The sequence below is a fragment of the Bacteroides sp. 51 genome, assembly GCF_010500965.1.
Taxonomy (GTDB): Bacteria; Bacteroidota; Bacteroidia; order Bacteroidales; family Bacteroidaceae; genus Bacteroides.
In genome coordinates this window covers 90,836-112,320 of record NZ_QVMI01000021.1, presented here as the reverse complement: position 1 = coordinate 112,320, position 21,485 = coordinate 90,836, and the positions used below count along the sequence as shown (strand labels likewise).

Annotated in this window: 21 protein-coding genes and 1 pseudogene; 12 read left to right on the top strand and 10 right to left on the bottom strand. The window is 39.9% G+C overall.

All coding sequences use genetic code 11. From position 1 onward, the window contains the following. Positions 1-22: 22 nt before the first annotated feature. The 4 genes from D0T87_RS16100 to D0T87_RS16085 all read right to left on the bottom strand — a co-directional run bounded on the left by D0T87_RS16100 (position 23) and on the right by D0T87_RS16085 (position 2,814). Complete coding sequence (locus D0T87_RS16100; RefSeq protein ID WP_163176168.1) at positions 23-517, bottom strand: hypothetical protein; 495 nt, start codon at positions 515-517, stop codon at positions 23-25. Positions 518-522: 5 nt separating this feature from the next. After that, positions 523-924, bottom strand: coding sequence for a hypothetical protein (locus D0T87_RS16095; protein WP_163176167.1), 402 nt, complete (start codon positions 922-924; stop codon positions 523-525). Between the two features lie 578 nt (positions 925-1,502). Further along, on the bottom strand, positions 1,503-2,090 hold the full coding sequence (locus D0T87_RS16090; protein WP_163176166.1) for a tyrosine-type recombinase/integrase: 588 nt from the start codon (positions 2,088-2,090) through the stop codon (positions 1,503-1,505). 256 nt (positions 2,091-2,346) lie between these two features. After that, positions 2,347-2,814, bottom strand: coding sequence for a RadC family protein (locus D0T87_RS16085; RefSeq protein ID WP_163176165.1), 468 nt, complete (start codon positions 2,812-2,814; stop codon positions 2,347-2,349). 441 nt (positions 2,815-3,255) lie between these two features. Between D0T87_RS16085 and D0T87_RS16080 the strand changes: the two genes are divergently transcribed. Continuing rightward, complete coding sequence (locus tag D0T87_RS16080; protein ID WP_163176164.1) at positions 3,256-3,525, top strand: hypothetical protein; 270 nt, start codon at positions 3,256-3,258, stop codon at positions 3,523-3,525. Between the two features lie 456 nt (positions 3,526-3,981). Here D0T87_RS16080 and D0T87_RS16075 read toward each other — a convergent pair whose 3' ends face one another. After that, positions 3,982-5,808, bottom strand: a complete 1,827-nt coding sequence (locus tag D0T87_RS16075; RefSeq protein WP_163176163.1) for a hypothetical protein — start codon at positions 5,806-5,808, stop codon at positions 3,982-3,984. A 364-nt stretch (positions 5,809-6,172) separates the two neighbouring features. Between D0T87_RS16075 and D0T87_RS16070 the strand changes: the two genes are divergently transcribed. From D0T87_RS16070 to D0T87_RS16055, 4 genes are all read left to right on the top strand, one after another. After that, entirely contained in the window at positions 6,173-6,517 is a 345-nt protein-coding gene (locus D0T87_RS16070) for a hypothetical protein (protein WP_163176162.1), read from the top strand. Positions 6,518-6,520: 3 nt separating this feature from the next. Then, the gene (tnpB, locus tag D0T87_RS16065) at positions 6,521-6,865 is read left to right on the top strand and encodes an IS66 family insertion sequence element accessory protein TnpB (RefSeq protein ID WP_163176161.1); all 345 of its coding nucleotides are present in this window, start codon (positions 6,521-6,523) and stop codon (positions 6,863-6,865) included. Between the two features lie 88 nt (positions 6,866-6,953). Continuing rightward, positions 6,954-8,600, top strand: coding sequence for an IS66 family transposase (locus tag D0T87_RS16060; RefSeq protein ID WP_163176160.1), 1,647 nt, complete (start codon positions 6,954-6,956; stop codon positions 8,598-8,600). Positions 8,601-9,074: 474 nt separating this feature from the next. After that, entirely contained in the window at positions 9,075-9,572 is a 498-nt protein-coding gene (locus D0T87_RS16055) for a hypothetical protein (protein WP_163176159.1), read from the top strand. Between the two features lie 144 nt (positions 9,573-9,716). Here D0T87_RS16055 and D0T87_RS16050 read toward each other — a convergent pair whose 3' ends face one another. The 3 genes from D0T87_RS16050 to D0T87_RS16040 all read right to left on the bottom strand — a co-directional run bounded on the left by D0T87_RS16050 (position 9,717) and on the right by D0T87_RS16040 (position 12,980). After that, positions 9,717-10,928, bottom strand: a complete 1,212-nt coding sequence (locus tag D0T87_RS16050; protein ID WP_163176158.1) for a site-specific integrase — start codon at positions 10,926-10,928, stop codon at positions 9,717-9,719. Between the two features lie 331 nt (positions 10,929-11,259). Beyond that, positions 11,260-12,258 (bottom strand): GGGtGRT protein, encoded by a 999-nt coding sequence (locus D0T87_RS16045; protein ID WP_163176157.1) that lies wholly within the window; start codon positions 12,256-12,258, stop codon positions 11,260-11,262. 20 nt (positions 12,259-12,278) lie between these two features. Continuing rightward, positions 12,279-12,980, bottom strand: coding sequence for an iron-sulfur cluster assembly scaffold protein (locus D0T87_RS16040; RefSeq protein ID WP_163176156.1), 702 nt, complete (start codon positions 12,978-12,980; stop codon positions 12,279-12,281). 401 nt (positions 12,981-13,381) lie between these two features. Here D0T87_RS16040 and D0T87_RS16035 point away from each other — a divergent pair, with 401 nt between their 5' ends. Together D0T87_RS16035 and D0T87_RS16030 are read left to right on the top strand one after the other, a co-directional pair. Beyond that, positions 13,382-13,879 carry a DMP19 family protein gene (locus tag D0T87_RS16035; protein ID WP_163176155.1) on the top strand — a complete coding sequence of 166 codons (498 nt, stop codon included), beginning with the start codon at positions 13,382-13,384 and terminating at the stop codon, positions 13,877-13,879. Between the two features lie 118 nt (positions 13,880-13,997). Continuing rightward, the gene (locus D0T87_RS16030; protein WP_163176154.1) at positions 13,998-14,549 is read left to right on the top strand and encodes an STM3941 family protein; all 552 of its coding nucleotides are present in this window, start codon (positions 13,998-14,000) and stop codon (positions 14,547-14,549) included. Positions 14,550-14,910: 361 nt separating this feature from the next. On the opposite strand, the gene D0T87_RS16025 is transcribed toward D0T87_RS16030, so the two are convergent. Both D0T87_RS16025 and D0T87_RS16020 read right to left on the bottom strand, forming a co-directional pair. Beyond that, a complete protein-coding gene (locus tag D0T87_RS16025; protein WP_163176153.1) occupies positions 14,911-17,004 on the bottom strand; it encodes a BT4734/BF3469 family protein in 2,094 nt (697 codons plus the stop codon). Beyond that, positions 17,001-17,402, bottom strand: a complete 402-nt coding sequence (locus D0T87_RS16020; RefSeq protein WP_163176152.1) for an HU family DNA-binding protein — start codon at positions 17,400-17,402, stop codon at positions 17,001-17,003. The genes D0T87_RS16025 and D0T87_RS16020 overlap by 4 nt, the downstream gene beginning before the upstream one ends. Positions 17,403-18,220: 818 nt before the next feature. Here D0T87_RS16020 and D0T87_RS16015 point away from each other — a divergent pair. The 5 genes and pseudogenes from D0T87_RS16015 to smpB all read left to right on the top strand — a co-directional run bounded on the left by D0T87_RS16015 (position 18,221) and on the right by smpB (position 21,482). After that, a complete protein-coding gene (locus tag D0T87_RS16015; RefSeq protein WP_163176151.1) occupies positions 18,221-18,436 on the top strand; it encodes a hypothetical protein in 216 nt (71 codons plus the stop codon). 426 nt (positions 18,437-18,862) lie between these two features. Further along, positions 18,863-19,573: pseudogene (locus D0T87_RS16010) on the top strand (PD-(D/E)XK nuclease domain-containing protein); the annotation flags it as partial. Positions 19,574-19,712: 139 nt separating this feature from the next. Continuing rightward, positions 19,713-20,444 (top strand): hypothetical protein, encoded by a 732-nt coding sequence (locus D0T87_RS16005; RefSeq protein WP_163176150.1) that lies wholly within the window; start codon positions 19,713-19,715, stop codon positions 20,442-20,444. After that, positions 20,441-21,016, top strand: a complete 576-nt coding sequence (locus D0T87_RS16000) for a Yip1 family protein (RefSeq protein ID WP_163176149.1) — start codon at positions 20,441-20,443, stop codon at positions 21,014-21,016. The genes D0T87_RS16005 and D0T87_RS16000 overlap by 4 nt, the downstream gene beginning before the upstream one ends. Before the next feature lie 10 nt (positions 21,017-21,026). After that, positions 21,027-21,482, top strand: coding sequence for an SsrA-binding protein SmpB (smpB, locus tag D0T87_RS15995; protein WP_163176148.1), 456 nt, complete (start codon positions 21,027-21,029; stop codon positions 21,480-21,482). Positions 21,483-21,485: the final 3 nt, after the last annotated feature.

Genomic DNA, 21,485 nt, shown 5'->3' with positions numbered 1-21,485 from the left:
ATTTTTTTATAACATAACTTATTTAGAAGTAGCCTACTGCCATTCCAAAACTATCAAAGAATATATAATATATATCTGAACCTTTTCTTCGCGGCTGTATCTTTATTGTAGCAGGTAAAGTAATCTTCTTTGCAGCTTCTTTTTTAGATGCCGTATGTCCAAGTGACTGTTCTGTAAAATTTTTTGCTGATTCATTTGTATTTGCATCTTCATAAAAAGTAAAGAGTTCCACTGTTCCCTGATATTCATAGAACTGTTCATTCTTTATTTTTCTTTTCCTATCCTTCTTATTTGCCTTACCTTGATAGTTCAATAATTGTAATCTAAAGACATAGTCTGAGGGATGATTATGCTTGGAATATATAATTAGTCCAGCATCTTCAATAACCATCACTCCATACTGTTCTTTCCATTCTCCCCAGATTCCATCTATACAAGTTGCTCTCTTAACCTGTTGACAATATATAGAAGTGAATGTAAGCGAGAATACGATGAATAGTAATAACTTTGCTTTCATAAATACTAATAATTAAAGTAGATTGTTCCAACATTTCGGTCTTGAACTTTCCATTCAAACCGATTCGCAAAGAAATCTCCATCAGAATATTTTTCAACTTTAGAAGCTTGTACATTGCACTCAGCCCACACATCATAATCACTATTATATGTCGCTCTTAAATAGATGACAGCTCCGCCATAACCATTGCTCACCGGATTTATCTTTATTCTTATACGTTTGAAATCTTTTGAATAGCTATCGTAGTAGTAACCTGCTGTTGTTTGAAACTGAACTTCTTTTTTTTGATATTGCGGTGTAGTTTGCTGTCCATTTCTTGGGACGGATTCATAAGTCGAGAACGGAACCTGTGAATACACTAATATTGAGCACAAAGTTCCTAACAATAAAATAGTTATTCTTTTCATAATTCAGAAGTGTTTAAATATTCTCATCTCAAGAATGAAGGTGAGAACAATAGTTATTACAGAACAATAGACTAGCCAATCTCTCCCCATCCATGCAGTGAGAGCCCAAGCGACTAGAAAAATTAAAATGGGAATAAATAGGGCAGCAACGATTTTTTCACCTTTGCTCCACTTGCTAATAATAGCATCTAAATTCTTAAACATAGTACTTACAGGTTTTTTCACCTCATGGTTTCCTACATGAAGTATATTATAAATAGAAAAAAGGTGTGGAAACTCAAACTTTACCCGTTTCTTTGGCTTCTCGCATGCCTATGGTATGGATAAAGCAGAGCACCACACCTTATAGAGTATGCAAACCTGTAGAGAGGTAAATATACAACAAAGGTGTAGATGCAACTGCTATCATCTTCATACCATTTCATTAAATCTGCGAGAATTCAAGAAACGAAGATAATGTCAATAACACCTTTCCAACAATTTAGTCCTTCCAGTCACTAACGCATTAGTAGGCTTGGAATTCGGGCTAAAGGTAGCGAAAAGGTTTATATTAGTAAAATCCTAAACAAAAAATCATTTTAGAAAGATAATGATTCGTAGGTCTGTAGTAGTTCCTCCGTTCTTAATCCTAAGTATCGTTTAGTGATTGAAACGGATGAATGATTAAACAATTCCATGAGTTTAACCAGCGCAAGCTCCGCACTCTCTGAATTTTGATTATATACCTGTCTGCCAAAGGTCTTTCTAAGAGAATGGCAGCTAATATTCTTTATATTCAGTTTATACTTCACTTTGATCTCTTTCAAAATCACATTAATACGCTGTATAGAATATGTAGTTCCCATCTGACTAACTAATATGGGAGAATTTAAGCCTATAGGACTTATATGCTTGTAACAGTCTGTTATATGCTTCTTCAACTGGTTATTGATTCGGATAGTACGATTTTTACCCGTCTTATGTTCCTGAATGGTGAACTCATCTGTATTAAGTATCTGATTCCATCTAAGAGATAATATATCACTGATTCGTACCCCCCAGAAACAGCCTATAGCTATTAGTAAGCTCATCTTATGGCTCCCATCTCTGGATAGATTCCGAATTAAATTCATAGCCTCATTCCAGTCTAAAAAATCGGCTGTAGTATTAGTATATTTCAAACTCATAATAATATTCAGTTTTATAAGGTTTATAATGAAAGTGAATGCTTTTCCAAACCCGATTTCAGAACGGATTCGTAACTTACTGATTATTAGTATAGCATTCACTTTCTATATTAGTGATTACTTTATTTCTTACCTGTCATTTGCTCAACTCTTCTTCTTTCATCATAAGGAACTTTATATGCAAGGTAAATCCATGTAAGGGGACAGATAAACAGTATTGCCATAAGAAACGGGAGTATAATAGATAATATAGTCTTCATAGTAGCTCTCCTTCATCTGTAAATGAATAATAGCCTTCATCTTTAGTCACGATTACATGGTCAAGCAGGCGAATATTCATAATATCACAGGCTTGTTTAATCGTAGTAGTTAACTTCCTATCGTTAACGCTTGGAGAAGTGTTTCCAGATGGATGGTTATGTGATATTATAATCCCAATTGCATTGCTAAGAATTGCAATCTGTAGGATTTGTCTCACGTCTGCATAAGTCCCATCTATACCACCAGAACTCAAATTATGTACACCCAACACTTTGTTAGCTTGATTTAAAAGTATTACTTTAAAATACTCCTTTAGCTCAATAGTGTTCTCATCATAAATCTTCATCAGTAGTTCATAAACTTCCTGTGAAGTCGTAAGTTTTGGTCTTTCGGATGCTTTAACTTTAGATTTATAAGTCATACGTACCTCATTAACTTTAAATAAGTTGAAATTTTCTGCCATAAGTTCGATAATTTAAATGGTTTTATATATCAAGCTCCGGGAGGGATCGTGAGAGTAGTAGGTGCTTCATTTACATAGCATTTTTAAGATTATATCTTACGAGCATAGCAGAAAAACGACTTTATATGTATCTATAGCATATAACTCTATGGGGAGGGGTAGAAATATATAAGTATGGTATATTTATGCGTGGAATCCGTTTCAAATCGGATATGTAGATTTTATATGCTTCTCTTCGTTAAAAATTAGTAGGTAGGAATATTTAAAATTTCAGTTTATATAGGGCTTTTACAAGTTTCATACCAACCAAAGATTTTCAAGTAGAAGTGCCCCTCAATCAAATATTATCTGTCTTATATATGCTTTCTGCTCCGAATTCCTGTATTATCTTAATTAAATCGTTAAATTTGGATAGTAACGGAAGTCTCAAAATAAAGTGATATGCAAAAAGGAATTGTTATTGATAAGGAATTCAAGCAAGACTATGAAGCTGGAAGCGGTTCATTAACTATACCCGTTTTAAGCGACCTCTTTCCCAGTCTGTTTGAACAAAAGATGAAAGCTGTTGATAGATACTTCGCTTTAGTGAAAATCGGAGATGAGGTTTACAGATATGAAATAGACAGCCGCCTATATAATGAAATTAATAAGGATGATGCGGTTATGATTGGAATTGATAAATATGGCATGCCTCAAGTTACTCTGATATAAAATTGCTTTATATTCACTCGGATGAGTTACCAACTTTCATATAATGAGTTAAAGTACATCTGTTGCCATGTTTTCTGAATTATGGGCAGATGCCATATCTAAGATTTGAATTTATAAGGGATTTAACTCACTTATGCTTAGAAATCTGATACTTCGGGATGATGTTGTGAAGTATCTTAATGGTAATTTTCGGATTTAAGTTGAATTCCCAGATTTATAGGTCTGTAGGGTAGAACTTGCTTTTATGTAATATCGGATATTTTTCGGATTCCAATATGTAAGCTATCTGTGTTAGATCCTTATTAATTGGAAAACTCCATTCTGGAGTTTTCTGGAGTAGCGGAATTCTGAATTTATATACATCTTAACTCAATATATTGCCAATTTGAGACACAAGGTTTATGAGGTCTATTATAGACGACTGAAAAGTCATGTCGCAAATCATAGATATTTTCACTATATCAGCTTCTCAAGTGGCATATATCCCTTTTCTCGTGACTTCGGAATAGAAATTCGGTTAGAAATTTCAAAATAGTGTTTCAAATCCTTTGCCTCGGCAACTAAAGGTTTCCCGTCATAATCTTTAAGTTCGTATTTATCATAAATCCGTTGGAGAGTGTCTTTAATAACCTTCTCAGAATATTTAACCTTCAATGTAAATGATTCTTGTACCTCGGCTTTAGGAATGAGATACTGTTTCTTGTTATAGACAGGCTTTAGCTCACTTTTCATCTTGCGTAAGTCATAATCCAACTCTATAATAGCATCTGAACCAAATTCTTTATAAAAGTCATAAAATACAGGTGCTTCCTGTTGTAATGCTTCCAGTTTAGCCTCTGCTTTCTCCGTTCGTAAGAAGAGGTTTAAGCCCATACTGGTCTTGTCTGGTAATAAAGTTTTAATCATGTAAAGAATCTCTATTTTCCTTCCTCTGGTTAATTTCGTTGTTTTATTCTTCTCACATTCTTCATACTTCATATACTCATAAGAAACGTTGAAGTGTCCTGTTTCCCTGTAGCCTTTCTGTAACAACCTAAGTTCAGAATATAAACCTTCAATCCTCTTCTGTTGTAGATAGCATTCAACTAAGAAAGGATTAAGTTGTCCTTTGTATTTTCCGGTTTTAAATATGAATTTCGATAAGATAGATTCTTCTTCAATACATCTTAGTAATAGTTGAGCGCCAGAAGTAGAAGTACTATCTAATTTACTAATCTCATCATAAAATGCTTTAGCTTCGATAATCTCGTTGCTTAACTCTTCTCTTGTTCTAACTTCAATGTTAGGATTAGAGTTTGTAATATGAGTTATATTCCCGAATCCTGCCCGAAACCGCCCCGGAATCTGTACAGCATGAGTAAACGGGTCTATCATTGTCTGTCTCTTGTATATACAGTTAGTAACCATTAAGACGTCCGGCTTCTCTGTCATATCTATATCCACAGCAGAATAAAAACGGCTTGTAAAGATCATAACGTCTTCTAATTCTTCACCACAGGCAAATGTATCGGCAGCCTTATAGCCTGCTTTAGTTAGTTTAGGCACTTCATCTGTAGAAGTGTATATCTTACATATTTCCTTAATTCCAGCTTTTTCTATTATTTGCTCGGCATATTCAAGCGAGTTTAAAAACACAGCAAGTTTACCTTTCCGATTCTGTATGTGCTTAACAACTTCTTCTGATACGTTATTAGTACCTATGAGTGATAAATCCTTTTGATATGGATAAGTAGGCTTTATGGTGATGAGTTTAAAGTTATGGTTTACAAATCCCTTTAGGTTCGGATATAGTGGGGTTGCAGAAATCATACATTTATTCTCATATTCAAAGAAATCGAAAAACGGTTCAATTATTTCTTTTCTAAAGAAGGCTTCCTGTACAAGTTTCTCGCACTCATCTATCATAAAGAAGAAATCTGTAAATAGATTGAATTTAGTGTTTTGAACAGCATTCTTCACTCTCCAATAACTCTCTGGTGTTACCAATATCTTCTTATATTTGATCTTCTTATCGTTCAGGTAGGGTATAATCTCTGGTTCTTTAATTCCCGCACGTACGCCTAATATCTTCGGATGTTTAACTTGTTTTCCGTCAATAACAGGAACATTTGGAACTATTATGATGCTATGGCGTTTGGCATCCAATTCACAAGTAGTAGCACGAATACCTGTAAGTACTTTATTTACGATACTATTACCGGGCAATCCTTCTGGATACAAATCAGTCATGTATTGTTTCAATTCCAGTTTCTTCGTTTCCAGTATTAATTGAAATTCGTTCATAATTGCTATTTAAAGTGGTTTTACCTGTTGTTTGAGACTCGGTTTTTCACTTCTCTTTATATATACTGTTTAATCGTATGTCTCAAATCCCTCTTTTTAAAAGTAGAAGCATATCTCATGTAGTCTCTTACTAATTCCCGGCGAAGCCGGGCTATCTATAAGCATATCACAGTGCTTCTAAAAGGATTGCAAAGGTAATTGTTAATTGGTGATACTCCAACCAATATATATAGCTTTATCAACTTCGAAAACTTATTTATATTACGGAGCAGATGTCTCTCTGGCTGAATAAATGTAACCATTCGGTGTCCCTCGTCTTTCCCGCATTGTAGTTTTGGTCTACTTTTGTTCCAAAACTATAATTATGTGGAACTTCCAAGAATTTACCGATACCTATGCGCGCTTCCGTTCCAGTGGTCTTACCATTCGTGACTTTTGCTCGAACGAGCGCATTAACGAAGCCAAGTTTTACTATTGGCAGAAGAAATTAAAATCTGCCGAGTCTGCACCAGTAACTCCTTCCGGTTTTTTACCTTTGGCTCTCCAACCTTGTTCTTCGGTCAACCCCCAAGTAGACCACAGTCTACTTACCCAGAATACAGTAAAGGAGGCATTCTGTGAAATCATTTACCCCAATGGCGTTAAACTTCATTTGCCTGCAAATGCAGATCTTCGTTTATTGCGATCTCTAATTTTCTTATCAGAGTAGTTTATGTTTAATCTAAGTGATTCCCTGCGCTATTATCTCTATCCATTTCCTACGGATATGCGTAAAAGCTTCTATACGCTAAGTGGTATCGTTACCGATCTGATGAAACAAGATATTCGAAGTGGAGATGCTTTTATCTTTATCAACCGCCACCTAACCAGTATGAAAGTCCTTCACATGGAAAGTGGCGGCTTGGTTATCTACCATCTCAAACTTGAGCAAGGCAGTTTCAGACTTCCTTCATTCGAAGAAGATGATTCCGTCTATATTACCAATTGGCAAAATCTAATGTTAATGATCCAAGGAATTGATCCCTCAACGTGTACCCGGAGAAAACGTTGGAAATAACCCTTGTAAAGGGTATTTTTATACCTAAATCATTTTAATAACTCACTGATTTTCTGTATCTTTACGGAGTAAAAAGTAAGAGATATTCATGTCAGAAAACAGTAATGAGAATAGCGAACTTATCCAGCTTCTTTTGGATAAATGTGACCATCTATACCAAGAAAATCAGCGGCTCAAAAGCAAGCTTTCTCCGGAGATAGATATTGATGTTATCAAAGCTGATTATGAACAGAGAATCTCTACCCAACAAGACCGTATTGTATCCCTTGAAAGTACGGTGGCTTATCTTAGACGTCGTATATGGGGTAAATCCAGCGAGCGATTTGTTAATGAAGATCCTCGCCAACGTAGATTAGACTTTGACGGGCTGGACCTTTTGCCCCAGGAGCAAGAACTTGCCGAGAAAGCTGAGAGAGAAATCCAAAACTTCCGTGAAAGGCGCACCCGTGAACGCTTAAAAGAAAAACCGGTACGCAAGCCATTGCCGGAAACACTTCCTCGCATAGAGGAACATGTTTACCCTACTTCTGATGATTTTACGAATCCTGCGGACTGGACTGAATTAGAACCAGAAGTTACCGAAGTGCTGGAATTTGAACCGGGTAAATGTTACGTTCGTCGAATTGTCCGTCATAAGTACGTACTCAAGAATAAAGAATTGGAGGTCAACAGTCCTGTGGTTACCGCCAAAACTCCTTCCAAGTATCAACCTCTTTCCCGAAGTTATGCCGGAGTAACACTACTTGCCGAGTTGATGATTAACAAATATGTGAATCATCTTCCTTTCTACCGGCAGATACAGATGTTAAAGCAAGTGGGCATGAATCTCCCGCCCCCTACAGTCAATGGCTGGTTTAAGGATACAGCCGATTTACTCCGTCCTTTATACTACCGATTGAAGGAACTTGTATTACTGACCGACTATATCCAGGTAGATGAAACCACTCTTCCTGTAGTACATGAAGAGAAACACAAAACCGTCAAAGGTTACATTTGGCTGGTTCGCTCTGTCATGCAACCTTTGCAGTTCTTCCATTACGATGGAGGTTCAAGAGCACAGAAAGTAGTGTTGCCACTACTGGAGGGCTTCCGTGGCGCATTGCAAACGGATGGTTATGAAGTCTATAAAATGTACGAGCACAAGAAAGGCGTTCTACCATTAGGATGTTGGGCTCACGCCAGACGCAAGTTCGAAGAAGCTCTGAAGGAAGATAAAGCCAGAGCTGAATATGCTCTTGGGCAAATAGGCTTGCTATACGAACTTGAAAGAGAAGCCGATCGGCAGAATCTATCGCATGATGAGCGTGCTGATTTACGGGAAAGATTAGCTTATCCCATACTCGTAGCGTTTGAGAAATGGTTGGTAAAAGAATACCCTAATGTCCTACCCAAAGGGCGGATTGGAAGAGCTATCAAATATACGTATGAAATTTATCACAGGCTGACTCGTTACCACTTGGATGGACGCTATAGATTGGATAATAATCTGGCGGAAAATAGCATCCGTACACTGGCATTGGGACGGAAGAACTATCTCTTCTGTGGAAATCATGATGCAGCCGAAGATGCAGCAGTGATGTATTCTTTGCTGGGTTGCTGTAAAGCAGCAGAAGTAAACTTCCGGGATTGGATGGTAAATACGATTAGTCACATACACGATTACGATAACGACTACTCGAAAGACCTAGCCGAACTACTACCACATAACTACAAGAAAAACTCTAAAAAACTCTGATAGGCCTCTGAATGTTTTGTAAGTTCTTATAAGAGAACATCTAAAAAAGAAGGATTAAGTCAAGACGGGGGACACCGAATGGTTACGAATAAATAGTAATTGCGCTTACTCTGACTAATATATATAGCAGATACGGTCTTTGCCCTAATGATTTCTTATTGGTTTTGTCGTTTTGTATGATAAATCTCGCAATCTGTAAAGAAAAGCCTTGCAATTCCATTTGTCAGTGACAATATGTCAGCGTGACGCTATGTCACATGCTTAAATCCTAAAACTATGCCATTGCTCTCATTTACGCTTTCTGGCACGCCATTTGTATATATACAAATGTCTCCGGAGGACTGAGAGGTAAGGGTTGAGGTTTGTCAACTTCTGCTTCGAGATTTAGATTATAACTTAGAGCGCAAACCGTGGCCTAAAGTGTTGTTGGCTATGCCTTGAAAGTGTTTTTATTAATATTCTCATAATTTAAATATGATAGACGAGAATATTAAACAAGCGGAGAATGATAATGCAGCGAACGGTACTGCGAGTGATGAAACAAAAAACAAAGACAAGGGCGGTACTAAGGAGTTCAAAAAAAAGAAGAAGAACTCCGGGCCTAAGGAGAACTTGGATAAAGTTCTGAACAAAGCGAGGAAGCTTTATAGTAAACAGCTCGAGAAAAAAGCTTCCACGAAATGGGCATGTATCGAATTTGCTTTGTATGAGTTAAGAGTTAGTTATGACATAGGCCAATGTCGTGCTGATTACTTGGCTCGTGTGGATCGCTTGCTGGATAGCAGAAGATACGAAAATGAATGTAAGGCGAAAGGCATTGATTCTTTCAGTTTAGCAACACATGTCGTATTTGACGGCAAAACAAGTATGTATTGCGTTTTAGATAATGGGCTCTCCTCTGTTTACAGGGGCGTTTCGGATGAAATGAAGAATCCCGTTATAGAAAATCCAAATACAGAAATACCTAAGTAGACGAGTTAATAGTTGATTGATAAATATCCGGCCGGTATTTATATCAACGATTGATTGTAAGATTTGCATCATTTGTAAGATTAGACCCTCCTTAGTGACTGTTGACTAAGGAGGGTTTCATTTACAAGTTCATAATCGTAGTTATCAATCCAGTTCATTATAAACATTCATCAGCTTATCCATCTGCTCACCAATACATCTATCAACTAACTTTGCATAGTGGGTCGTCATACGTGTATTAGTATGTCCTAGCATCTTAGATACAACTTCCAAGGAAATGTTATTAGAGAGAGTTACAGTACTTGCGAACGTATGTCTGCTGCAATGAAATGTAATCCTCTTGTTGATATTGCACAGTATAGCTATATCCTTTAGATACTTGTTAATATCAGCAGGGTCTTGAATTGGAATCAACCTGCCAGAGCCTTTGTACTTATCAAGTATGAGTTTAGCAATAGGCAGGAGAGGAATGCGTGACAGGACTCCTGTCTTAACTCTCCTCTTCTTAATCCAAATCCTTCCTTCACCATCTTTTTCAAAGTGTTCATGTCCTAAAGTCTTCACATCAATGTATGATAGACCTGTGAAGCAAGCGAACAGAAACATATCTCTTGCTTTCTCAAAGCGAGGTATGGGTGTGTCAAAGTTGATAATTCGTCTCAACTCTTCTTCATCCAAGAACTCAACGTTTACAGGTTCACGCTCTACTCTATAGGCGTTGAATGGGTTGAATGTTGTGTATGAGTTTGCTACAGCTAAATTAAGAATCTTTTTTAGGAACTTTAGATGTTTAGAACATGAGTTCTGTCCCATCTTCTTCTTACTGAGTAAGAAGGCGTGGAATCCTTGTATGAAACCTATGTTAAGCTCCTTGAGATATAGGTCCTCTCTTTTGTACTTCTCCTTAATAAACTCCTTTAGGATTCTTTCAGTGTATTCAAATACCCAGTACGTTGCAGGTGCAACTCCTTTACCTACCATCGTCTTGCGTTCTGCATTATGCTCTGCGAGAACTTCTAAGAAAGTTTTATCTTTTAAACGTTCTACTCTGTCAAGATAAGCGTCGCGAAGTAAATCAGCCGTTATAATGTATCCCATGTCTATTAATTCAGTCTCTTTACGATAAAGCTTGGCTTTTACTGATTTTAAGAACTGATTTAAACTTTTAGATTCATCATCATTTCCAGTAGCACATTGTTTACTCTGGCTCCACTGGGTAAGCTTTACTTTCTTTCCTGTGGAGAAAACACATTTCATTTTATTGATGGATATTACAACCTCAATAGGGCACGTTCCATCTTTTCTCACCTTACTTTCTCTTATTGTAAAGTGAATTGAAGAATAACTCCTCGTCATAATCATTAAATAATTTGAATTAGACAATTTGGAGTTCTTTCAAATATGATTAAACTTGAATACTAAGATTTTATCTTATCTGGGGACCATGTCTGGGAACTAGCAAAAATGGTCGCTAATAAGTCCCTCAAATAATGAACTTTTGCTATTTTAGACTTTACAATCCTGCATGTCTTAGAAATACTAAAACCAGCGCATAATATAAAATCTATCTTGGCGTGAGTCAGTATAAATAGTAGAGGAGTAGCTGTGCAAGTGAGATAAGGCTATAGAAAAAGCCTTCCCCCATAAAGAGAAAGGCTTTCCATATAATCTATTGTATATTAGCTGATTATTTCGCAGCAGCCTGTGCGATATCCACAGCTACAGCTACAGTACAACCTACCATTGGGTTGTTACCAATTCCAAGGAATCCCATCATTTCTACGTGAGCAGGAACTGATGAAGAACCAGCGAATTGTGCATCTGAGTGCATACGTCCCATTGTGTCTGTCATTCCGTACGAAGCTGGACCAGCAGCCATGTTGTCTGGGTGCAATGTACGTCCTGTACCACCGCCGGAAGCAACAGAGAAGTATGGTTTACCAGTCAAGCCGCGTTCTTTCTTATAAGTACCGGCAACTGGATGTTGGAAACGGGTTGGGTTAGTAGAGTTACCAGTGATAGATACGTCTACACCTTCTTTCCACATGATAGCTACACCTTCGCGAACGTCGTCAGCGCCGTAGCATTTTACTTTTGCACGGGCACCATCAGAGTAAGCGATTTCACGAACTACTTTCAATTCACCTGTGAAGTAATCAAATTCAGTTTGTACATATGTAAAACCGTTGATACGAGAGATGATTTGAGCAGCATCTTTACCCAGACCGTTGAGGATACAACGTAGAGGTTCTTTGCGAACTTTGTCCGCTTTAGCAGCAATCTTGATTGCACCTTCGGCAGCAGCGAATGATTCGTGACCGGCAAGGAAGGCGAAGCATTTAGTTTCTTCGCGAAGCAACATCGCAGCCAGGTTACCATGACCGATACCTACCTTGCGGTCTTCGGCTACAGAACCGGGGATACAGAATGCCTGCAAACCGATACCGATAGCTTCGGCAGCATCGGCAGCTACTTTGCAACCTTTTTTGATAGCAATGGCAGCACCTACAACGTAAGCCCACTTTGCATTCTCAAAACAGATAGGTTGAGTTTCTTCGCAAGTCTTATAAGGATCAATACCAGCAGCATCACAAATAGCTTTTGCTTCTTCGATGCTTGCAATACCATTAGCGTTCAACGCAGCGTTTATCTTGTCGATACGACGATCGTAACTTTCAAATAACATAATTGTATTTCCTCCTTATTTTATTCGTGACGTGGATCAATGAATTTAACAGCTCCGGCTTCTTCGGTGAAACGACCGTAGTTTCCGGTTACTTTCTTCAATGCTTCGTTAGCATCGGTTCCCTTTTTGATTTCGTCCATGAATCTTCCCATGTGTACGAATTCGTATCCGCAGATTTCATCGTTCTTGTCAAGGGCAAGACGAGTGATGTAACCTTCGGCCACTTCAAGGTAACGAGGGCCTTTGGCCAATGTACCGTAAAGTGTACCTACCTGGCTGCGAAGACCTTTACCTAAGTCTTCCAGTCCGGCACCGATAATCAGACCACCTTCTGAGAAAGCACTCTGAGTACGTCCGTATACGATTTGAAGGAAAAGTTCGCGCATAGCTGTATTGATAGCATCGCAAACAAGGTCGGTGTTTAATGCTTCCAACACTGTTTTGCCCGGAAGGATTTCAGAAGCCATAGCGGCAGAGTGGGTCATACCCGAGCAACCGATAGTTTCGATCAATGCTTCCTGAATGATACCTTCTTTTACGTTCAATGTCAGTTTACAAGCACCTTGCTGAGGAGCACACCAACCTACACCATGTGTCAAACCTGAAATATCAACTATTTCTTTAGATTTTACCCATTTGCCTTCTTCAGGAATGGGAGCTGGTCCGTGGTTAGGACCCTTCTTCACAACACACATGTGTTCCACTTCATGTGAATAAGTCATAATTTGCCTTTTTAAGTAAAATAATATAATTTGTAGTCACTGTATTAATATTTACGATTTAACTATTTACGATTTACGATTGAAGTTGGAGTACTTTATTCCGGTTCGTGAATAGTAAACGTAATTCTTTTAGCCGCCGCAAAGGTAGTCGTTTTATTTGGTTGTGCAATTGGCGATTTGATAGTTTTTTGGATTAAAAGCGAAACTAATGGACAGGATTGGGCGGGTTGTAAAGTCGGGATTGCAATTTAATTCGCGAGTAGGCTATCGGCATTTAAACGGAATATGTATCTTTGTTCAGTAGTTAGAAGTCAGTAGTTAGAAGCTAGGTTTTATTCCTGCTTTATAATATCGTTTTCTATTGACCTAACTACTGACTTCTAACTTCTAACTACTGAAATATGATTGAAATACAGGAATCGGCATTGCAGAAAGCTGCCCTTGAGGGAATGGATGAGTTTATACAGGTGTTTACGGATAAATATCTGGAAGTGCTTGGTGGCGGTTTGAACGCAGAAAACATGGGGTTGTTAACAGGTGAGCAGCATGCTTTGCTTTCTTATCAGATTTTCAGGGATGAGATTATGACGGGAGGTTTCTGCCAGCTCATACAGAACGGTTATGGAGCTTATATCTTTGATAACCCTTTTGCTAAAGCCATGCGCCTGTGGGGAGCGAAGGAGTTTTCCAAATTGGTGTACAAGGCAAAGGAAATCTATGATGCGAATCGCGCCGAACTGGAGCGTGAACGTACAGAAGATGAATTTATGGCGATGTATGAACAGTTTGAGGTGTTCGATGACATGGAGGAGACTTATTTTGAGATGGAAGAGTTGGTTACTACGCAAGTAGCGGAGTATGTAGACGAGCATCTGGAACTTTTTGGGGAGATTAGATGAGGTCAGAAGCTAGAAGTAAGAAGCTAGGTCTTGTCTCTACTTACTTCTTACTTCTTACTTCTGACTTCTAGCTTCTAACTTCTAGCTTCTTATTTCTTACTTCTAACTACTAAAATTTATGGAGAAAATTGAAATACCGTTGAGTAAGGCAAAGTTGCTTCTCGTAGTCATTGGTTCAATTTTGTTTGTTGTATTTGGAGTGCTCTTGTTAACGGGGTTTGCTGATAATCATACACGATATACCTCTACATTTGTAAAAGAAGTAGGCGTAATGGGTGTTGTATTCTTTGGTGCGACGGGCATCTTGGGAGCAAGGAAGATGTTTAGTAAAAACGTAGGGTTGACTATTGACGATAATGGAATTCTTGACAGCAATTATGCTTCGAGTATTGGGGTGATTAAGTGGGAAGATATTACGCATATAGAAACCATGGAAATTTCTTCCACGAAGTTTCTACTTATTTATACAGTGAACCCTGAATATTATCTCAGTAAGGCCAAAGGACTTAAAAGGAGGGGCTTGAAGGCGAATGATAGAATGTGTGGAACTCCCTTCTCTATTGCATCTACTACACTGAAGTGTAGTTTTAAGGAATTGGAAAGGATAGTACATGAGGGGTTTCAGAACAGTAGGGGCATGACAGATCTTCAGAAACTCGATCAAAAGTAATCCGGTTCACAGGTTATATGCCTTGTGAACTGGATTGCTTCACCTACGGTTACCAATGACAATATCCACCCCCTGCCCCCGCCAGCGGGGGATACGATGCTGCAGGTATCCCCCGCTGGCGGGGGCAGGGGGTGGATATTGTCATTACAAATAGTTCTATATTTTAATATAGTGGCGACTCGCAATGACGTACCTGGTTCTGAGTTTTTACACAGCCTCGCGGGGGACAAGCATCTCGCTTTCCTTCTCTTCTATGCAAAACTAAAAAAGCAAAGAAAAGTACCATTCATTTCATCGAAACCCTTTATTCATGGGCAGAGTAAGAATGGTACTTCTCTGTTTTTTTGCTAGCACTCCAGTGTCATAAATAGCATTCGCGCTCTATCTCTACTACCTTGTACAGCTGTCCCCGCGAGGCCCGGCGGTTGGGGAATCTGCCTTTCAGGGCTCTTCCCAGCGTCATGGCCGTGGTGCGACTGCATTTAAAGTTCGGGTCTTTGTATTGTACTTTCCTGATGATTTCACCGCAGGTCAGCTCCTTGTACGCCTCGTTGCTCGCGGGCGACCGGAAGTATAGGTCTACAACTTCCATTTCGGGAGTAGAGACGGTAAACCGGCGGTTGGACTGCGTGATATAGGCTTCTTCTTCATGCGTAAACCAATATCGTTCGTCATTCCGGATGGCTTGTACGGCTTGGGCATAGAGCTGCTTGTAGTCAACGGGCTGGGTATAGTCGATCATCCCGATAACTTCGATACAAATGAAACGCCGGCTGCCTGTCGGGTCGGTCAGCAGGTCGAAATTGTTGCTTGTGGCGATGAAGGTGGCATACCGGCGTAGCTTCTCGGTGACTGTTCCGTGCGGACGGCGGGTTTGTACAACGGCCTTTTGGACGATGTGTTTCAGGAATCCCTGGTAGGAATGGCCGATGGAGTCGAACTCGTCCAGGTTGACCAGTGCAAAGCGGGTCAATGCCAGTTCCACGTCCCTTCGTTTGCCGAAGTCCACGCTATCGGTGTAATAATCGCGCAATTCGGGTGGTAACAGGTTGAGGCAAAAGGTCGATTTACCATAGCCCTGATCGCCTACAAGCAGGGGTAGGGCGCTGTTGGCGTGATGCTGATCTTTTTGCTGCCAGTGGGCTACCATGGATAGAAACCAACGGTAAAACAGGTCGGGCCAACGTGGGTTGTTGCATGTGATGCGTGCGGCAAGCTCGCGAATGCGGTCTTTACCATCCCAGCGGGGGAGTTGGTGGAGGTATTCTTCGATGGGGTTATGCACGGGTATCCGGTCGGAGTCCAGGTAGCGGCGGATGTCGGCATCCCATGCTCCGATGCCTTCGGAAAGGGCGTTCCAGGTCATGCCGTTCATTGTTTGCTTGGTAAGGGGCTGGAAATCGAACCGGAATGATTTCAGTTCCCGATACTCTACTATACCTTTAATGGTGTTTCGGCGCAGTTGGTAGCGGCGTTGGATGAACTCTTCGAGCTGTGCCGTGAGCGTCATGGCGGATGAAATGCAGGGTTTTCCGCCGAACATTTTCCCAAGCGTGTACGCATTGCGGAACGTGGCGCGGGCAAGGTGTTCGTAATTTCTGAGTTTCTCCTTGGCAAGGGCGAACCGGATGGCGTCTTCTTCGGGAATGCCGGAACGGAAACAGTTTTCGGCCAATTGGTCGAAGAAAGGGTGCAGGTCCTTGTCTGTTTGCAGGCCGTTGATCTTCCCGATGGCGTCCCACAAGCAGGTTTCGAACAGGGTATCGATGATGTAATGGCGCTCGTAGCCGGGCAGCAGGCGTTGCAACGGGTCGTCGATGCGCTGTTGAACTTCGGTGTAAGTCGGTTCTTCCGGTCTGTGCAGGGGTTGCTCCATGCGGATGGGCATGGCCTGCGGATTATAATATAAGGTGGGATCGAAGGTCAGGCGTACCGTATTCTGCGGTGAGGGTTTACGGAGGTTGATCTCCATCCGAAGCTGAGGCTGATACCAATTGACTGCTTCCCGATAGGCGTGTGCATGGAATTTCTCGATTTCGTTGTCGGTTTTCGGCAGTGAACCATCGGGCAGCGAGAAGGAAACGAACACTTTTACGCTCTTTCCGCTTGAGCCAACGAATGCCAGAAAGGTTTGCGGAAGCGCCGCGGCTTTGTCGCGTATCTTCCGGGCTTCGGTAAGGTTGGCCAAGTTGTTGATCTCCAATAGGACCAGTCCGTTATATGAATCCATCGTTTGTTCACTACCGTTTTTCCGGAAACTGCCGCCGAATGCCAAAAGGGGAACCTTTTGAACATATTCGTACTTCACTCCCGGCAGGGCACACGTCAGCTTATCGCGCATGTTGCTTACCGGTTTACTTTTAATTTCTGTTTGCATGGCCGCTATAGTGGCTTCCATACTTAGGGTACGTTGCGTGTGTACCTTTTCATCGTTACGATATTGGGTTACTTTCATCGGTTTGTTTTTTTAGGTCGGTTTACTCTTTCGTATTTTATCTCGGACAGGATGGCGCGCAATTCCTTGTCGGCCGTGAAACACACGCGTTGCGCCTTGACTTTGGCGGGGGTGCATGCTTCGGGCGTTTCGCATCCCTCGCTACTGGCGGAGACGTAGAATGTGCCGATGCCTTCCAGTCGCACGGATTTGCCTTGCGAAAGGTATTTCTGCATCAGCCGTTTCAGTGTGTTGAAGGCCGATAGGGCATCGCCCTCTTCGAGTGCGCTTCTTTCGCATATTTCGGTGGCCAGGTCTTTCTGGGTGATTTGCCCGTTAAGCACAGGCACGGCATAGTATAGGAGTTTCCCATCTTTGCTGATTTTGTCTTTCTTGGAACGAACTACATAAGATTGCATTTGATATTTTCGTTAAATGGTTATACAACTTGCATCCGCTCTTCCCGACCTAGATCGGGAGACTTTCCCCATGTAGGTGGCGACGGTTGCCCGACCTACGTCGGGAAGAGCGAATGCTTATTTCTCTGATAAATTTATCTGGTGCGAATGTAACTAAAAGGAATAAGCGCGGGTGACGGAAGAAACCATCGATTCGTGACAATGGCGCAACAAACGGAAAATAATTATTCTGCGGTGTGCTAGCAGTGCTATATGGGTGCTGGCAGTTTGAAAGAGAAGTGTCACTCTCTATGAATTATGGATCAATGACTTAAATCGCGGAGTGCCACTTTTGGGGTGATTTTAAAGAAATCGTATGTGGACTTAACATCCCCAATTATATGCATTAAAAACTCATTCGTAACAGTAAAGGAAGGAAAACAAAGTTATTTCAAGCATCCTTAAGTGTTATGAATAGGATTTAGGAAGATTTGTAGATTGTTTGTCAGTATTATAATTCCGGAATCATTATCTTTGTGTGATGGCATAATAGAAAAAAGATAGTTTAAAAATGAAATAACAATTGCAGTTATGGAAAAAACAGACATCTTGAAACAAATAAAAACTATAATTCAAGATATATCCCCTACAGCAAAAACTATACTGTATGGATCGCAAGCACGTGGAACCGCACGTGTTGGTAGATGATTTATATCCACAAGCAAAGAACTTTATCGATACTATTTGTGAATTGATAAAAGAGTGATTCGTTTTTTTGTATCTTTGGTTAACGTACGATTTTTCGTATATTTGTTTTATAATCCATAAATGCATATAATATGATAGTTATAAGCCCGACAGAATTTAGATCAGAGCAAAAGAAATACCTTGATTTGGCTGAAACAGAGGAGGTTGTAATTAAACGTTCTTCAACATTAGTGCGCCTTGTTGTTGAAGAACGCACGATTACGGATGAGGACCTGAAAGAGGGGCTGACAGCCGAAGAGTTACTTGAAAGAGTTAGACCAAGAATCAAGAAGCTTTTTGATAAATGAGTATATTTTTTGCTCCTTCGGCGGAAGGGTTTTTATACGATCTAACTGAATTGCTTTATGAAAAAGAGTATTTTGGATCCTATGAGAGCGCTGATAAGTATGTGACGGATTTGGTTCATGATATTGTTTTATCACTGCCTAAATGCCCCAAAAGAAAGGCACCTCCTTATTTCAACCGATACGGAAAGAATTTGTATTACTCCGTTTTCAAGAAAAATAATAATACACAATGGTATGTTTTCTTTAATTATGAAGAAGATATTTATTATATAAGGTATATTGGGAATAATCATACTTGTGCACAATATTTATAAGAACGTTCTATAACCCATAATATGAATAACTCTAAATATACTGCCTCGTCCAGCCGTTACCTCATCGGCATCCAAAGCTTTGAGAAATTACGTAACGGAGGTTATTTATAGAATGTTCGAAAACTACTGGTTCGCCAGCGGCACACCTACCTTCCTGGCCGAGATGCTCAAGAAAACCCATTACGACCTGCGCGATCTGGATGGCATTGAAGTAACCGCCGCCTCTCTTACCGACGACCGTGCAGATGTTTACAATCCTGTACCCATGATTTACCAAAGCGGATACCTCACCATCAAGGATTACGACGAAGAATTTCGACTTTATACACTAGGCTATCCCAACGAAGAGGTAAGGTATGGATTTCTTAACTTTGTGGCTCCTTTCTATACCTGTATTCCTGCTGTAGAAACGCCTTTCTATATCGGTCGTTTTGTTAACGAACTCCGTAGCGGCAATGTCGATGCTTTCCTCACCCGTATGCGTGCCTTTTTTGCTGACTTTCCTTACGAACTGAACACACGTACGGAGAAGCATTATCAGGTAGTTTTCTATCTCATCTTCAAACTTATGGGGCAATTCACCCAGACCGAAGTGCATAGTGCCCAAGGTCGCGCGGATGCCGTGGTATGGACATCGAATTACATTTATGTATTCGAATTCAAACTCGATGGTAGCGCCGAAGAGGCGCTAAAGCAAATAGACAACAAAGGCTACCTGATTCCCTATACTTCCGATGCTCGCCAACTAATAAAAGTGGGAGTAAACTTTGATGGAGAACAACGGAATCTGGGAGAATGGTTGGTGGTTTGCAAAAATAATTAAGTAACCTATGCAGTATTTAATCTCCTTTTGCATTTATCTATTAAACTAGATTAAAAAAGGAGAGATTAAGGTGTGCTTCTCTCTATGTTTTTTTATCTTTGCACGCCAGGAAAACATATTAAAATATTATAGAGAACTTATGAAACAAATGAAAATTGCGTTGATGGCGTTAGTAGCCGTCTTTATGGGAACTACATTTACTTCTTGCTTGGATTCGGACAGTGATAATACTCTGCAAGCTTTTGTCACTATTAATTCTGGTGGTGGCTTATATGTGTCATCTTTAAAAACAGAGGATGGACTTACATTTATTCCTCAGAATCCCCAACAGATGGTTAAGTCAGATGGAAGTATTCCTGAACGTGCTTTTATATCTTACGAACTTTTTGAGGGTGAGAGTTTTAAAGAAGGAGTAACTGAATACAAGATTGTTTTTAAGTCATATGATATGGAGTTTCAAGAACTCTCTGCTTCTTATGAACCAAAAGAATCGGTGACTCCACTTCTTGGTATATATGATTATCCGTTATGGGCGGCAAATGGATATTTAAATGTTTGTTTTGCTCATTATTACGATAAAGATGTCTCTACTTCGGATTTTAGTTTGTTTATAGATCGTGTTGAAAATAATATTGTTTATTTCAAGATAGCTTGTACTACAAACATAGAGAAAGGAAATACTTATACTAATCAAGCTATAAGTTATTACTTGCCTACTGAAAGTACAGTGAAAGAACAGTATCCAAACCTAACAGCAGACAAGGATGGTTATTATAGTGCATATGTTGTTTGCGAGGGGCTAGATCAAGCAGGTGAAGAGACTGAGTTGAAAACGACAAGTACGATTAAAGTCCAATTTCCTAAATATTGAACTACAAAGAACTATTTAAAATAGCACTACTACTAATTTCCTCTCCGGCCAAGGCCTGGGAGGAAATTCGTTTGGAAGAGGATAGACGAAAGGTGTTTACAGCTTTTGTCTATCCTATGATTGGTTTATGCGCCCTTTCCGTTTTCTTCGGTTCGTTATTTACCAACGGTTGGGGTGGTCCTGAGAGTTTCCAGATAGCCATGAAGAACTGTTGCGTTGTAGCAGTTGCATTGTTTGGCGGATACTTTCTTGCCGCATACATCATCAATGAGTTGGGAGTGAAAATGTTTGGCCTACCAAACGATATGCCCCTGGTGCAGCAATTTACCGGTTATGCACTAGTGGTCACTTTCCTGGTCAATATAGTAACCGGAATATTGCCGGAATTTGGCCTGATCGCTTTAATCCTGCAATTTTATATTATTTATGTAGTATGGGTAGGAGCAGATGTGCTGATGGAGATAAAAGAAAGTCAACGTCTGAAATATACATTAATAGCCTCCGTATTACTCATTGTGTGCCCAACAGGTATTCACATGCTTTTCAGTAAATTACTTGTTATACTAAACTAGCATTACTAAGATGAAACAGCCTTCTGTAAATATAAAAAACAAACGTGCAAGTTTCGATTATGAATTTATCGAAACCTTTACAGCCGGGATTGTCCTTACCGGAACGGAGATCAAATCCATCCGCATGGGTAAAGCCAGTCTTGTCGACACCTATTGTTTTTTGACAAGAGGCGAAATGTGGGTGAAGAACATGCACATAACAGAGTATTTTTACGGATCATACAACAACCATGTGGTGCGCAGAGATCGTAAACTGCTGCTCAATAAGAAAGAAATAAAGAAACTCGAACGCGGAACCAAAGAAACCGGATTCACAATTGTGCCCGTTCGGATGTTTATCAACGAAAAAGGACTGGCTAAAGTGGTCATCGCCTTGGCTAAAGGTAAGAAACAATACGATAAACGCGAGTCGCTTAAGGAAAAAGACGACCGTCGCGATATGGATAGGATCAGGAAAAGTTATTAATAG